The following is a 14996-nucleotide window of genomic DNA, read 5'->3' as shown; positions in this document are numbered from 1 at the left end:
CATCAGGTGTATTAGTCACTGGCTGATAACCTCTTTTCCAAACGTTGAATAGACCAAGACAAAATACCGGTTAGCAGCAGATATAAAAGCGCCACTGTGAACCAAACTTCAAACGGTGCAAAACTACCACTCACAACCTCTCGGCCCGCTTTGGTCAGGTCGGTGATTGAGATAACCGATACCAAGGAGGAGTCTTTAATCAGGTTGATAAACTGTCCCGCTAAGGGTGGAAGAGTGCGCTTAAACGCTTGGGGCAGAATGACGTAGATCATCGCCTTGGGGTAACTCATACCCAACGAGCGCGCGGCTTCCATCTGGCCGTTGGGGATCGACTGAATACCGGCTCGAATGATTTCAGCAACATAAGCGGCGGTAAATACCGATAGTGCCACCACACCTGAGGTGAAACGCTCAAGCTCAAGTACTGTGCCGATAAAGAAGTACATAATGAAGATTTGTACCAACAGCGGCGTACCACGTATCACCTCGATGTAAACAATGGCGAGTTTACGTGCCGCAGGGTTCGCACTGATCCGCATCAAGCCAATGAGCAAGCCCAATGCAAGGGCGATTAACAGCGAGTAGAGCGATATCTCTACCGTGACAATGAGGCCTTCAACAATTGGCCCTATGCGCCATCCATGCAGCTCCGCTAGCGTGTCGCCTTCAAAAACGAGATCGCCATCGCTCACCAGTGTCTCGGTAAACTCAGTAATCACGAATGACTCTTCACCCGAGTCAGGAATCAGCGTGATTTGGCTTTGATCGGCGTTAATCTCAACCGTACCGTTGCGCTCAGCGCTAATGGAGATAGGGTCGGTATTGATAATGAAGGGAGTCACACGATCCCAGCGCCAAGTGTAATCTATCCGCTTACCCGCAAGATAAACTGAGCAGCCAATCCCAAGAATCACTGCGAAAAACACAGCGTTCCAGAACCATGCTCTTTGTTTTGAGTGCATGTAAAAATGACCTTTCTAATTAAAACAAAACGGCCAGAAGGCCGCGAAAAACTAAAGCTAAGCGCGCACCTGTGTTAGCAAGCGCGCGCTAAGTGAAACGTGATTACTGAACTTGCTGCAGCCACTTGTCAGACTTGAACCACTTCGCGTAGATACGATCGTAGCTACCGTCGCCTTTAATCTGGCGTAGGAAGTTGTTTAGGAAGTTAAGGAAATCTGGATCACCTTTACGGATAGCCCAACCCAGTGGCTCATATGTGAACGGCTTCTCTAGGTGGCTTACCTGATCAGGGTTTTGGCTAGCGTATAGCGCGTTGAATGGCAGGTCGTAAACGAACGCGTCCGCTTTATCGTTAGACACTTCTAGCACCGCGTCTGCCTGAGTTTCAAACAGGCTGATTTTTGCTTTACCAATCATACGTTTAACGGCAGCTTCACCCGTTGTACCCAGCTTCGTTGCGACAGTGTATTCGCCGTTGTTGAGGTCGCGGTAAGATTTGATCTTATCTTTCAGCTCTGGACGAACCAAAATTGTTTGACCAATAACAACATACGGATCAGCGAAGTTAACTTTCAGGTTACGCTGCGCTGTGATTGTCATACCACCCATGATGATATCGCACTTACCGGTCAGCAGGGTTGGGATGATACCGTCCCATGCCGTATTGACTGGCGTGAATTTTACATCCATCGCTTTCGCCATCTGCTTCGCCAGATCGATGTCAAAACCGATAAAGCCGCCATTTTTTGCTTTCATTTCGAATGGCATGTAGCCAGCATCAAAGCAAACTTTCATCTCACCAGCATCTAGGATGCTATCTAGCGTAGACTTATCTGCCGCCAGAGATACCGTAGAGGAGATCAAAGCGATCGCAGCAACTGCGGTTTTAAACATTTTTTTCATAAGGATCGTTCCATTATTGTTGTTAAAGCTGTTGTAGTAGACGCTTATGCCAACTAACCCTTTAGACTAGTAGACAAAAAATTTAGATTCCCGTAGGCAAGATGTAGAAACTATCTGTTTTATTATATGAATTCAAGGAGCAATATAGTGGATGAGGTTTCTTGAATGTATGCGGGGTAGAGCTACATGGTAATACGTTGACGCGTATCAGCTCTTGTTTGAAATGAAGCGAGGTGGGAAGCCCCCACCTCGCTTGGTTGGATTATGCAGGGTAGTCGACGATACCCGGATTTCCGGTAACATTTTTGAGTTTCGGTGTATTAAGCTTGTCGATGCTAGCCACTTTACGATCACGCAGGTAGTCAGCAACAACATCCCAAATATCAGCGCCTTCAGAACGCGCACCAACAGTTGCCCAGCCACTCACTTTGTAACGTTTGTTGGCATCGATACGTTCACCGTTATCTAGCGTCATCTCACTAATACGGTTGCCGATTTTAGCGGTCGGGTCGCAGACATAGTCAAACCCTCCCACTCGCACCATATCGCCACCTGACTGCAAGTATGGCTCTGGATTGAATAGGTTATCAGCCACATCCTCGAGAATAAGTTTCAGCTCCGCCCCGGTCATTTCGCGTACGTAGGTCTCTGGGTAGGTCAAACAGGTTTGATCAAGCACATGCTCCATTGTGACCATTTGCCCCTGCAGGACGGTTGTGCCCCAACGGAACCCCGGCGATAGCGATACCTGCGCATCGTTCACTTTACGCAACGCATCACAAATCACTTGGTCAAATGTGCCGTTAAAGTTACCCCGGCGGAACATCACCTCATCTGCCGGTGCAAGCTCCTCGTTTAACCAACTTGTATATGGCTGACGAATATCCGTAATCAACTGCGCCATGCTCGGGTCCGGAGCGATCAGCTCAGAGAACACCGGCAACAAGCGGTAACGGAAGCCACGGACTTTGCCATTGGTGACATCAAGATCCATCACTCCAAGGAACTTACCATTGGAACCAACGTTGCACACCAGTGTTTTACCCGCCGCATTTTTTACAACTGTTGGCTCTGGCATACCATCATGCGTGTGTCCGCCCAAGATGACATCAATACCAGAGACGCGGCTGGCCATAGCGATATCCACATCCATACCGTTGTGAGATATCACAACGACAGCATCAACTTTTTCGTTAGCGCGAATCGCATCAACCTGTTCTTGCAGCAGGTCATCGTAAATATCGAAGGTCCAATCAGGGATAAAGCGCGCTGGGTTAGCAATCTTTGTACGTGGGAACGCTTGTCCAATCACTGCAATGCGTGCGCCACCTATCTCTTTGATCGAATAGGGCTTAAACACATGCCCCGTGTCTTCATCGTGGATATATTCGTCGGCACCTTCAAAAAGGGCATCCTCGGTAACAAACACGTTTTGAGCGAGGAACTCACCGTTAAACGCTTTGATATTATCGAGAATTTCCTGCTGATGATAAGTAAACTCCCAGTGGCCGGTCATAATATCGACGCCCAGCTCATTGGTCGCTTTAACCATGTCCATGCCACGCGTCTTGTACGATGTGCCCGAACCTTGCCAAGTATCTCCACCATCTAGCAAGAGTGTTTTCTCTCGTCCGTAGGTTTCGCGCAAGCGATCAACCAGCGTTTTTAGGTGGGCAAACCCACCGACTTTGCCGTATTGGCGCGCGGCCGACTCATAGTTCAAACAAGAGAAAGCGTGTGCTTCTAATGTGTTAGGTGCAATACCAAAGTGACCTAACAACTTTTCACCCACTAAGTGCGGTGCTTTACCGTAAGCAGTGCCGACACCTAAATTGACATTTGGCTCACGGAAATAAACCGGGTTTAACTGCGCATGGCAATCGGTGATATGTAAAAGACGGACGTTACCGAAGTTCTCAAGTTCATACGGATCAGCCGTTTGTTTCGCTGCTGCAAACCCTGTTGTTGGCAGCATACCTGCCGCACCAGCCAAACCGATAAGCTGTGCAAACTCACGTCGGGACATCGACATAATTATTCCCCTTTAAGCATAAAAAATGCCTGTAGAGATTCGCTCTGCTACAGGCATTTTCGTCATCCAGACTACTGCGGAACCGACAGCTGCCAGTTTTTCTCCGCGTACGCATGTTGCTCAATACCGATGCGAGCATGGTACTTAGCTTGCGCTGCCAAATTTAGAGCACGCTGGTACTCGCCCTCTTTTATTGCAGCCTCAGCATTTTTGAGTAAACCACGCGTCAGCTTCCACTCGTAACCCGCACTCGCAGCTTTCTTATTTTCCGCTTTCGCAAGCTCAAGTAGTGCCGTTGCATTACCTTGGGTCGGCTCAACACGCGCTTCCAACTCTTCAGGGTGATTAGTTGAGTACTCTTTTCCCTGCCACGTGAAGGTATGGTCTTTACCATACATAGCGCGGTGAGTCTCAAACGCCTCTTGTAGTGTCTCGGCCATAACCCACGTAGGGGTAAGAAGGATAGCCGCACTCAGTAACAATGTTTTCTTCATGGGTTTCTCCTTATCCTATTTACGTGCGCCAGGCCCGTTAACTACCAAACCGTTACTCATGTAGGTTTGGAAGTACTCCAAGTTGCGGTAGATGTCACTCTGCATCTCTTGCGGCTTAGAGCGGCTGTCTTTATGGCAACCCTTGTAGCGACGATGCAGTGTACCCAACTCACCCCACTTTGAGCGGAACACGGGGAAATGGCTAACATGACCAAGTGCTGGGCTAGGTAGATCCGCACGGATACGAACATTGGAGCCCTGCAGATGACAGTTCGCACAGGATAGATTCAACTGACCACGCTTAGAATAGAAGAACTTTTTACCCTCTAGGTATGCAGCCAGTGCACGAGGGTCATCTTCTGGGATTTTGATGTCAAAGACATTGTCCCGTGATGTCCAAGCCATGTAAGCGGAGATGCGAGCGATCTCGCCTTTACCCCACTTTAACGGCTTTTCACCGTTTTTCTCACGGCACTCATTGATCTCCATTTCGAGCGTCTTAACTGTACCCTCTTGCTTGTTCCAATAGGGATAGTTCTGGCGAATGCCAACGCCATCGTTCGCAAAGCAGCTCGCATACGTTTTACCGTTTGCAAAAGGCTCGTTAAACAGTCGCTCACCTTCCTCAACCGCAAATTCATAAGGAGGAAACTCTTCCAGCTCCTCCCACTGCGCTCGTGAGGCGGCATCCACTGAATAGATACCATTAACGTAGTCGTCTAATTCCGTATCAGGAAAACGCTTTTTGTAGAAATTCTGAAGCGCCATGCGATCTGCTTCAGGATTTACCGTTTCAATCGTATTACCAGCTCCTGCCGCAGTGGCGAACTGAGATACAGCCATCAGTCCAACCCCAAGAGAGAGTGTCTTTATTATTTTCATAGGTAGCACCCACTTAATGTTAAAGAGGCACGCAGGCAAGGCTTAGCAACCTGCCCAGAACGTGTCATCATTTAATTTTCGCTGTTTCTGTCGCTGTTTTCCCAGAGTTCTCTGTCCAAGTGATCACCATTTCATCACCCTTCGCCCCCCCTTCAAAAGAGAATGAAAGGTAAGGATTCTTAGAAATTGCAGGCCCCAGGTTCGCTTCAAATACAGTTTTATCTGCTAGCTTTACCATGATGTTTTGTAGAAACAGCGCAGGAATTAACTCACCTGTTTTCTTATCTTTTCGCTGACCAGATTCCATGATGTGCTTAGCCATCATCTTAACTTTCGTTTTACCGCCAGCCGCTTTTGCTTTTACTTTTAAAATGCCTTTAGCCATGATTCTTCTCCTGAGCCCCTATTAACCGCCACAACCACCGATGGTGACTTTTACCTCTTTAGACGCGCTATATAGCTTGCCGCCCGCTTTCACAACTGCGGTTACTTTTGAGGTCTTACCCATACGTACGCGTGTCGCGACGTTTGCAGCTGTACCTGCAGGAACCATAAACTCCGCAGCCAACGGTGATGGGTTGTCTTGGATAAAGACACTCATCGACTCAACATCAGCCAAAGTCGATGAAACAGTGACCGGAACTACTGCGCCATTTTCAGCAATATCTGGCGCTTTTAGCGTCACTTCGGAACTATTTTCAGCATTTTCAGCGCCAAGCAAGGCTTTCATTGCGGCCGTTTGATCTTTGGCTTCAAAGGCAGACTTATTCCAAGCAGCAAAGGCTAGCTTTGGCATAAGCACGCTCGCACCTACCAGCGCTCCCCCTGTGGCAATCGCTTTAATCACTGTGCGACGATGTAAACTCATAGTGTTTTCCTCTTTACTTATTACCTCAAGGGCACATCAGAACTGGTAGATATACTCAACAACCGCATCGATCTCCTCCTCGGAGAGGATCCAATGCTTACCAAGTGGTGGCATGATACTGATAGGGTTGCTGCGGGTGGCATCCCATACCTGAGCACGCAACTTGCGCTTGTCCGGGAAGCGCTGCTTCATAGCAATCATCGGCGGCCCTTGGTTACCCGGTAGATTTGCATCAGGATCATTGATTTGATGGCATGAAATGCAGTTACCACGGGACTTACCCATGAAAACTGCCTTGCCCTCTGCGATCATCTCCTCAGAGGCGGCATGTGCGCCTCCAGCAGACAGGGCAAACAAGCTTGCTGCACATATCGATAGGGTCAACTTGCGCATTCGACTCTCCTTTTGGCGTGCCTTACTCGCAGACACTGTTTATTTTTATAATTATAAGCAATAGTAGAGCTACTTAATATAGCAAACAACTATTTAGACGACTCAACCATGTAGGCAACTGCATCTTTAACTTGTTGATCACTAAGGTCAACTCGGCCTCCTTTCGGTGGCATGATGCCACTCTCGCCCGAAAAGCCATTAATCGCATGACCCATCAGAACGTCCATTCCCTGCTTGATGCGTGGAGCCCAAGCACTCGCATCGCCAAATTTTGGCGAACCGGCGATTCCAGAGTTATGGCATGCTTGGCATGCATTGTTATACACGGATTGGCCTGCCAGCGCAGCATCCGATAGCGGTGCTGGCGCTTCAGTCGCGGCTTGCGCTGCATCCTCATGGCCAGAGGCCGCTTTCCGTTGATGCTCTTTCTCACGCTCAAGTTCCTCTTGAGCCTCATGAGAGGCAGCGGGTGCATCAGCGCCTTCAATGAAGTGCCCAACAGGTGTAATACCTTGCAATGTTCCAGTAACAACGAGCTTAGCTGGGTCGGCACAGTCTTTCATGCAGCGAGCATTTTTAACATCCGGCCGCGTATCAACAAAGAAGCCCTCTTGGTTGGGCATCTCGATCGCCGCTAGGTTTTCATCCGTAAGAACAAAATCCTCATCTACAATCTCGTTGAGGTAAAGCACATAAGCGGTTAACTGGTAAGTTTGTTCATCGGTCAGTGATCGTGGTGCAGTGAATGGCATCGCGCGACGAATATAGTCAAACAGAGTTGAGGCATACGGCCAATAAGAGCCCACCGTTTTGACAGGACGGTCATCGGTCAACGTATCTTGGCCACCGGCTAGCACCGGCCAACGCCCTTCCCCTTCACCAAAAAGACCATGACAGGTTGCACACAGTTGCTCATAAACCGCTTCTCCATCAGCAACGGAGCCTTGCCCTTTGGGCAACCCCTTGCCATCAGGTCGAATATCAATATCCCAACCTGCGATCTGCTCAGGTGTTGCGGTCTCGCCAAAACCAAACTTCTCACCTGCATAGGCCAATTGACCAACACTAAAAGCAAGCGTACCAACAAGAGATGCCACACAAACGGCCTTAGGTAATTTGAACATTTTTAACCTCCCCGTTTGCAGCTACACTCCAAGTGTGGATTGAGTTTTTATGATAGATAGAGTTGCCGCCACGCGCTTCACGCAGCTGTTTAAGTGTTGGTTGGACGTAACCCGTTTCATCGATAGCACGTGATTGCAGCAGCCAAGGCTGACCATCCCACTTGGTGACAAAGCTGAAACGAGTCAGTGCTTTCGAGAGCACGAGCCCTTTAAGGTTTGCTGGCTTCCATGTCACACCACCATCAAACGAGATATCGACCTGTTTGATACGGCCGCGTCCTGACCATGCAATCCCCTCGATCTCGAGAAAGCCTTTGCGCACGATGGGATGCTCAGGACAAGGTGACGTAATAACCGAGTTGGTTTCTTGTACAAAACTAAACTTACGCGCCTTACCATCGGGCATGAGGTCCGTATATTTGGAGGTCTCTTCACGGTGATACCATGGCTTGTCCCCGATCTCTAAACGGCGCAACCACTTGATCGATGTGTTGCCCTCCCAACCCGGATTAATCAGACGTAGCGGGTAGCCCTGCTCTGGGCGCAGCATTTCGCCATTTTGTGCATAAACAACAATGGTGTCGTCGAGGGCTTTCTCAAGCGGGATAGAGCGGCTCATGTGAGAGCCATCTGCACCCTCAGCTAGAATCCACTTGCCCTCGGGTTTAACGCCGACTTCATCAAGTAGTACACGCAGCGGAACACCCGTCCACTCGCAGCAACTCAGCATGCCGTGAGTAAACTGCAACGCTTCCATCTGCGCACCTTTCCACTCCATACCGCCGTTTGCTGGGCACTCGATAAATTTAATTTCTGAAACCGACGGGAAGCGCATAAGATCTTCCATCGTGAAGATAATCGGACGCTCTACCAGCCCATGAATCATCAAGCGATGCTCATCGGGGTTAATCTGCGGAACCCCAGCATGATAGCGCTCAAAGACCAGCCCATTGGGGGTGATAATACCTTTAAGATCTTGCAGCGGAGACATCGAAATAGAGGAGATGGATTCAGCGGTTAACCAGGGTACGGTACGCCGAACAACATGACTTTCAAACTTAGACGGCTGACCATAAGGGTACTCAACAACCCCATGCCCAAGCATCTTCCCCCATTGCGGTTCCATCGGAGGTAAATTCGATGTATTGGCTACCGCATTACCTGCTGTTACGGCGCTTGCCATGCCGCCAACAGCCATGATGCCTTTTTTAAGAAAATCGCGCCGATCGCGCGTAGATAGGTGTTCTGACTCTGCAGCTAACTGCGCTAATAGCTCGCGTGTCCCCGAACCTTTTATTATTCTGGACATTAACGCCTCCAATGTGCCCTCACCGCGTGCGGTTATTATTATTTTTGTTATAAAAGTATACGCATTAGTTATAAGCAACTATTCGACAATCGTCTATCCGTCCATCAATCGAAACGCGCCTACATATAACAATTAAAGATAAGCATATAACCGAAACAACATTAACAGATACTAATGCAATGGCAATAGGAATTTTAGCTCTCACGACTTTTGCATAAGGGCATCGGCTTTTGTGAGCTTGCGATAAAGCGTTCGTTCACTGATACCTAACTGTTCAGCGAGCAGCTTCTTATTTCGAGGATATAGGGATACTAAGTGTGCCAGATAGCACGACTCTAGCTCATGCAATGGTACGACCGTACAACCAAACTGCTGCTCAGTAGGCAATGGTTCGGTACGGTTAGCACACTCGTGAGGTAAGTGAGCAATATCAATGACATTATCATCCGTGAGTAACATCCCCCGCTCCAGAATATTACGTAGTTCACGAATATTCCCGGGGAACGCGTAAGCTGCGAGTGCCTCAAGCGCTCGAGCAGAAAGGTGGTACCCACTCCCCTCAGGAATCCGCTTCAATAGCGTTTCTACGAGCAGCGCAAGATCTTCGCCACGCTGTGACAAAGAGGGTAGCGGAATGGGAAACGCACTTACACGATAATAAAGATCTTTACGGAACGTGCCGGCTTCAATCATGTCAGGCAGGGCTTTATGAGTTGCGCACACCAAGCGGAAGTCGGCTTTATGTACCGTTACGCTGCCCACTCGCCGATACGTTCCTGTTTCAATTAAGCGCAGTAGCTTCACCTGTAGCGCAAGTGGTACGTCACCTAATTCGTCAAGAAACAAGGTGCCGCCACGAGCCGCTTCTACCAAGCCTTCTTTACTGCTAACGGCGCCGGTAAAAGCGCCTTTTTCATGACCAAAAAGTTCACTCTCGAATAACGCTTCGCTTAATCCAGAGCACTCAACGGTAACGAATGGCATCTGTTTGCGGCGGCTTGCCTGATGTATCGCTTGCGCGACGAGCTCCTTTCCGGTGCCGGATTCTCCGAGCAGTAACACGCTAATGTCACTAGGCGCGGCACGGTGTACAAGCTCTAACATTGCCATGAACGCAGGAGAGCGGCCGACCAAACCCTGCTCCTCCGGTGAAGCAGCGGCCTCTTTGACAACCTGCATCTTTTCAAGATAACAGCTGACCCGCCCTGAGCTATCAGTGATGGGTATCATTTCAACATCGACATGCTCTTCACCATGGCGCGTATTGTGAAGGTGCAACACGCGCTGACGCCGCCCGGTTCGCTGGCATTCACGCAGCGGGCAGGATTCGCCCGCTTGATCACAGGGAACGTCGTAGTGGTGAGAGACCTCGTAGCAGTGGTGGCCCACTACAGCATCACTGCCTTTGTAGTGCGCAATATAGGCATCGTTAGCGGCAATAATTTTGTAGTCAGGTGAAAGGATCGCAGCTGGCTCCTCTAACGCTGCTAAGATGCCTGAAAATTGAGAAACCGTTTCCACTGCTGTCACCTCTTCCGTCGATGCCGCTATGCTAATCGATCTGAAGCACAGAGGAAATCGCTACGAGTGTCGCCACTTGGGGTGGCGTTTTTCAATAAAGGCCGCAATACCCTCTTGCGCATCATCCGTTTGCATATTATCGACCATCACTTGGCTGCAATGCTCATATGCCGACTCAAGCGTTAAGTTGCGTTGCTGATTAAAAGCTTGCTTACCGATCGTCAGCGTTTTGCGAGACTTACTCGCAATCAGCTGAGCCACAGACACCACATGACTGTTTAGCGTCTCATCCTCAACATGCTGATTGATCAAGCCCATTTCAACCGCGCGCTCAGCGCCGATCAGTTGACCTGTAAGTAGCAGCTCCATCGCATGCTTTGGCTGGACAGCACGTGTTAATGCAACCATAGGTGTTGAACAAAATAATCCAATGTTGACACCCGGCGTACCAAAACGCGCACTTTGCGCCGCAAATGCAAGGTCGCAGCTCGCCACGAGTTGGCACCCTGCCGCTGTTGCTACGCCATGCACCTGAGCAATCACAGGAACGCTCAAATTAACGATGGTCTGCATCAGTGTAGAGCACTGTTTAAATGTTGTTTCATTGAACTCCATACTGTCAGCAGCAATCATCTGCTTTAGATCGTGTCCGGCACAAAAACCTTTTCCCGCTCCGGCGATCACAACAACGCGTACGGACTCGTCACTATCGTAATTTACAAGTGCCTCTGTCAGCGCCGTCATCAGCTCCATCGAAAGGCTGTTATACGCATCTGGACGACACAGCGTCACGTGAGCGACACCATCTACAATAGACTCTTCAATAAGCTGAGACATATTCACGACTCCTAAACTAAAAAAACCAAGCTATCAGAGTCGTTCAGGGGAGGATGCTAAACTTTAGTTGTACTTGAAGCCGCACCAAGGCGGTGCAGACGCCAACTAGATAGCAGCATTGTAGAAAGGCTGATGTAGAGACTCACAAGCACTTTCGCGATCTCTTTATCAATAGTTTTCTCACTGTTGGCTTTAGAGTTTTCAGCGTAGAGGTGTTCAATTGCCGCAAGTGAGTCCGCACAGCCAGATACGATATCCTTGACAACTCTAGCGTGCTCTCTGTCAGGGCTTATCTGCAGCGCATGTTCTGTTAGCGTTACCAGTTGTGATAATGAACTACGCCTTGGGTCAGGGAAAACTTTGAGCTCTTTCAGTAACTGATAACACAACGCAGTGATATCTTGCTGCATTGCATCAACGGCAAGCTCTGGTTCCTTATCAACACGTTCCATAAACTCGTTCCAACGAGAAAACAGAACAACTTCATTTAACTGCTCAATCGCAGCATCATCCGCAGCAGCCTCCTGCGGACTGAAGCGCTCTAAAAACGGTTGAAACTGATCGAGGATAGCGTCCCGGCGCTCTTCATGCGAACCAAAGCCGTATTTCATGCTCTGCCAAACGCTAGACAAATCACCGTGGTTAATAACGATTCGCGGTAAGAATGCACCGGCTTCTTTGTGCTGCATAAAATATTGACGCAGCTTTTGATAATCGAGCATGTTAACAGTGCGGCCTGTCACGTGCGCGATCAAAAGGTTACGCAGATACTCTGCTCGTTTGAATAGCTTTTCTCGGTCTTCGCTCATACGCCCTCTCAAGCGCCTTCATCAATAGCAATTTAACCGACCATCACAACCCTAAGGGTGACAAGTTGCTGTTGCTTTAGAGCTACATCCGTGTATGCGGTTAGTTGTTTTTTAACACAACTAACCGTTCAAAACCAATGACTAGATATCGGCGCGACGTTACAGCGACAGTATATCGATTGCCTGAGGCTCACTTAGCCGCGATTCCCCTAGCGAAGGATCAATACCATGAGCAAAGCCCAACGCTAGTCGTTTGAAGTCAAAGAGTTCTGTATCCGCTAAGTGGGATGGCACAACATGCTGTAGGGAACGAAACATCGTTTCAATACGCCCAGGGTGTTGTCGGTCCCATGATTGCAACATTTCCTTGATGACTTGGCGCTGAAGATTCTCTTGAGAGCCGCATAAATTACAAGGAATGATAGGAAAGGCTTTCAACTCCGCGTATTCGGCAATATCTTTTTCTCGGGCGAATGCCAACGGCCGAATCACCATGTTCTTGCCGTCGTCTGAGACCAGCTTAGGCGGCATCGCTTTCAACTTACCGCCGTAAAACATGTTTAAGAAGAATGTCTCGAGAATATCGTCGCGATGATGCCCTAAAGCGATTTTATTGGCGCCAATCTCATCAGCAAATCCGTATAACGTCCCGCGACGTAGGCGCGAGCAAAGTCCGCATGTCGTTTTGCCCTCGGGAACAACCTCTTTGACGATCGAATAGGTATCACGCTCTACAATGTGATGCGGCACACCCAAAGCCTCAAGGTACTCGGGCAAAATATGTTCAGGGAATCCAGGTTGCTTTTGATCGAGATTAACTGCCACAAGCTCAAAAGATATGGGCGCACTACGTTGCAGGTTTAACAAAATATCCAGCATAGCGTAGGAGTCTTTGCCGCCAGACAAACACACCATGACTTTATCGCCATCCTCGATCATGTTGTATGCCTCAATCGCCTGCCCAACTTCACGGCGCAAGCGTTTTTGCAACTTGTTTAAACGTGTTTTGGTTTTGCGCTCTTCGTTTGTCGCGATCTCTTCTGCTTGCATGGGAGTTTGGCCTGAGGTGTTAAAAAACGGCGATTTTAGATCAATTTTTTGGTTTTTTCTAACTCATTACACACCAAAACAACAAAGCCCGGCCTAAGCCGGGCTTGAAGTCCAATCGTGTTATGAGCGTTAGTCGGTAATGATCTGGTCGTTATTCACCAAATCTTGGAGCGTAACGCCCGTCACATCATCCAACACGATCGTTTGCTCAACACTACCGCCACTGCCTTGCGGACGAATTTCGATAGTCGTATCGGTACCGTTCGTCGAGACAGAGAGGTAATCAGAGAGTGGATTACTCTCTTCTCCAACCAACAGGTCAGAGAGGTCAAGCCGATCACCAACACCCGGACCACCAACCGTGAAGTTATTGATCGTATCTGTCCCGCTTTCTCCATCAAGCCAAACAAACGTGTCCACGCCACTGGTGCCATCTAGGATATCGTTGCCAGATGTACCATCTATATTGACGCTACCCGGTGTACCTTGCGTACCCACAACCGTGAGCGATACATCGGCATCATCCGTCGCGCCATTGGCATCTTCAATACGATATGTAAAGTCGACATTGCCGACCTCACCAACATTGAGGCCTTGGTTACCCGAGTTGTATGTCAGCGTACTGCCACTGATCGTCACTGTTGCGCCATTCGCATCGACAACAGCACTACCTGTTGTGACCAGTTGGCCATTCACATCAACAATACCAGCAAAACTGAAAGCGTCGCCATCAGGGTCCGAGTCATTAGCCAGTAAGTCATTCACTGACAGCGTTAGATCATCACCCTCAGCTGCTTGGTAGCCACTCGATACTGTCGTCGCTGAGACACCTTGAACGAAATAGTCAGAAGCGTCCCCGCTGCCCGTTGTATCCCGGCCATCACGGTACTCTGTCGCTACAAACTCAATACGGTTAAACACGTAACCCGCTGGTGCGGTGATCGTGATCGTGCCACCGTTGCTAGAACTTCCGAAACTAAATTCATCACTTGCCACAACACGCTGATTACCCGCATCATCGACGACATAAGCGATCCAGCCCCCTTGCTCGGTATGGACTTGCCCATTTACAGACTCAGTTCCATACAGTCGAGCAATATCAACTTCTGCCGATGTCACAAAATCATCGTATGTAAATACGAGTGATTCTGAGGTATTGGTTGCCGTGTCATATTCAAGCTGCGGCGGGTTTTGACGATCATCATCAGAATCCGGAGTACCCGCAATACCAAAGCCGAACGAAGAGTTTCTTACGATTGTTCCGGCACTACCATCTGCGTTAAAGGCTTCAACAGTTACACCCTGTGCCGTCCATGATCCACCATTCGCACCAACATAAACAAAGCCATTGGACGAACCACCATCATCATTGGCAACAACAGAGTTGTTGGTATCAACCACGTTAAGCGAAACCGTAGCTGCATTCGATACATTGCCACCCACATCAGCGATTGTGTACTTAAAGCTATCAGGGCCGGTGTATCCACTTGTTGGTGTGTAGGTCACAGTACCGTTGCTGTTGACCACCAGTGTGCCGTGGTCCGGCTGCTGTGTGATCACGATGCTGGTAAGGTCTAGGCCATCGTCCACGTCGCTGTCATTGCTCGCCAGGTTCAGGGTGACTGCGGTGTCTTCCGCGGTGCTGCCGTTGTCATTGACGGCCACCGGTGGATCGTTATCCGGGGTCACGGTGAGCTCGACGGTCGCTGCGTTGGAGACGTTACCTGCCGCATCCGCAATGGTGTATTGGAAGTTGTCCGGGCCGTTGTAGTTGGTATCCGGTGTGTAGGTCACGGTGCCGTCGCCATTGA

General features: G+C 49.2%; 15 protein-coding genes. All 15 read right to left on the bottom strand.

The window, feature by feature from the left end:
* Window positions 1-11: 11 nt before the first annotated feature.
* Complete coding sequence (locus E4L36_RS13485) at window positions 12-962, bottom strand: amino acid ABC transporter permease (protein ID WP_136681034.1); 951 nt, start codon at window positions 960-962, stop codon at window positions 12-14.
* A 103-nt stretch (window positions 963-1065) separates the two neighbouring features.
* Window positions 1066-1866, bottom strand: a complete 801-nt coding sequence (locus tag E4L36_RS13480) for a transporter substrate-binding domain-containing protein (protein WP_136681033.1) — start codon at window positions 1864-1866, stop codon at window positions 1066-1068.
* Between the two features lie 262 nt (window positions 1867-2128).
* Window positions 2129-3898, bottom strand: coding sequence for a thiosulfohydrolase SoxB (gene soxB / locus E4L36_RS13475; protein ID WP_136681032.1), 1770 nt, complete (start codon window positions 3896-3898; stop codon window positions 2129-2131).
* Between the two features lie 71 nt (window positions 3899-3969).
* Window positions 3970-4392: a hypothetical protein gene (locus E4L36_RS13470; protein WP_136681031.1), complete on the bottom strand. Its 423-nt coding sequence runs from the start codon at window positions 4390-4392 to the stop codon at window positions 3970-3972.
* A gap of 15 nt (window positions 4393-4407) precedes the next feature.
* Window positions 4408-5274 carry a sulfur oxidation c-type cytochrome SoxA gene (soxA, locus tag E4L36_RS13465; RefSeq protein ID WP_136681030.1) on the bottom strand — a complete coding sequence of 289 codons (867 nt, stop codon included), beginning with the start codon at window positions 5272-5274 and terminating at the stop codon, window positions 4408-4410.
* Between the two features lie 67 nt (window positions 5275-5341).
* Window positions 5342-5659 carry a thiosulfate oxidation carrier complex protein SoxZ gene (gene soxZ / locus E4L36_RS13460; protein WP_127694020.1) on the bottom strand — a complete coding sequence of 106 codons (318 nt, stop codon included), beginning with the start codon at window positions 5657-5659 and terminating at the stop codon, window positions 5342-5344.
* A gap of 21 nt (window positions 5660-5680) precedes the next feature.
* Window positions 5681-6142 (bottom strand): thiosulfate oxidation carrier protein SoxY, encoded by a 462-nt coding sequence (gene soxY / locus E4L36_RS13455; RefSeq protein WP_136681029.1) that lies wholly within the window; start codon window positions 6140-6142, stop codon window positions 5681-5683.
* 36 nt (window positions 6143-6178) lie between these two features.
* Window positions 6179-6535: a sulfur oxidation c-type cytochrome SoxX gene (soxX, locus tag E4L36_RS13450; RefSeq protein WP_127694022.1), complete on the bottom strand. Its 357-nt coding sequence runs from the start codon at window positions 6533-6535 to the stop codon at window positions 6179-6181.
* A gap of 89 nt (window positions 6536-6624) precedes the next feature.
* Complete coding sequence (locus E4L36_RS13445) at window positions 6625-7659, bottom strand: c-type cytochrome (RefSeq protein ID WP_136681028.1); 1035 nt, start codon at window positions 7657-7659, stop codon at window positions 6625-6627.
* The gene (gene soxC / locus E4L36_RS13440; protein WP_127694024.1) at window positions 7643-8968 is read right to left on the bottom strand and encodes a sulfite dehydrogenase; all 1326 of its coding nucleotides are present in this window, start codon (window positions 8966-8968) and stop codon (window positions 7643-7645) included. Before soxC ends, E4L36_RS13445 begins: the two co-directional genes overlap by 17 nt.
* A 201-nt stretch (window positions 8969-9169) precedes the next feature.
* A complete protein-coding gene (locus E4L36_RS13435; RefSeq protein ID WP_240770731.1) occupies window positions 9170-10489 on the bottom strand; it encodes a sigma-54-dependent Fis family transcriptional regulator in 1320 nt (439 codons plus the stop codon).
* Window positions 10490-10549: 60 nt separating this feature from the next.
* Entirely contained in the window at window positions 10550-11326 is a 777-nt protein-coding gene (locus tag E4L36_RS13430) for an enoyl-CoA hydratase (RefSeq protein WP_136681026.1), read from the bottom strand.
* A 56-nt stretch (window positions 11327-11382) separates the two neighbouring features.
* On the bottom strand, window positions 11383-12135 hold the full coding sequence (locus E4L36_RS13425; protein WP_136681025.1) for a hypothetical protein: 753 nt from the start codon (window positions 12133-12135) through the stop codon (window positions 11383-11385).
* A 159-nt stretch (window positions 12136-12294) separates the two neighbouring features.
* Window positions 12295-13185 (bottom strand): tRNA 2-thiocytidine(32) synthetase TtcA, encoded by an 891-nt coding sequence (gene ttcA / locus E4L36_RS13420; RefSeq protein ID WP_136681024.1) that lies wholly within the window; start codon window positions 13183-13185, stop codon window positions 12295-12297.
* Window positions 13186-13314: 129 nt separating this feature from the next.
* The coding region (locus tag E4L36_RS13415; protein ID WP_136681023.1) for a tandem-95 repeat protein at window positions 13315-14996 on the bottom strand (1682 nt) is incomplete at its 5' end.

The sequence above is a fragment of the Neptunomonas sp. XY-337 genome (genome assembly GCF_004959845.1).
In the GTDB taxonomy this organism is placed as follows: Bacteria; Pseudomonadota; Gammaproteobacteria; order Pseudomonadales; family Balneatricaceae; genus Neptunomonas; species Neptunomonas marina.
The sequence above is the reverse complement of the archived record's forward strand: the minus strand, read 5'-3'. Positions and strand labels throughout refer to the sequence as shown.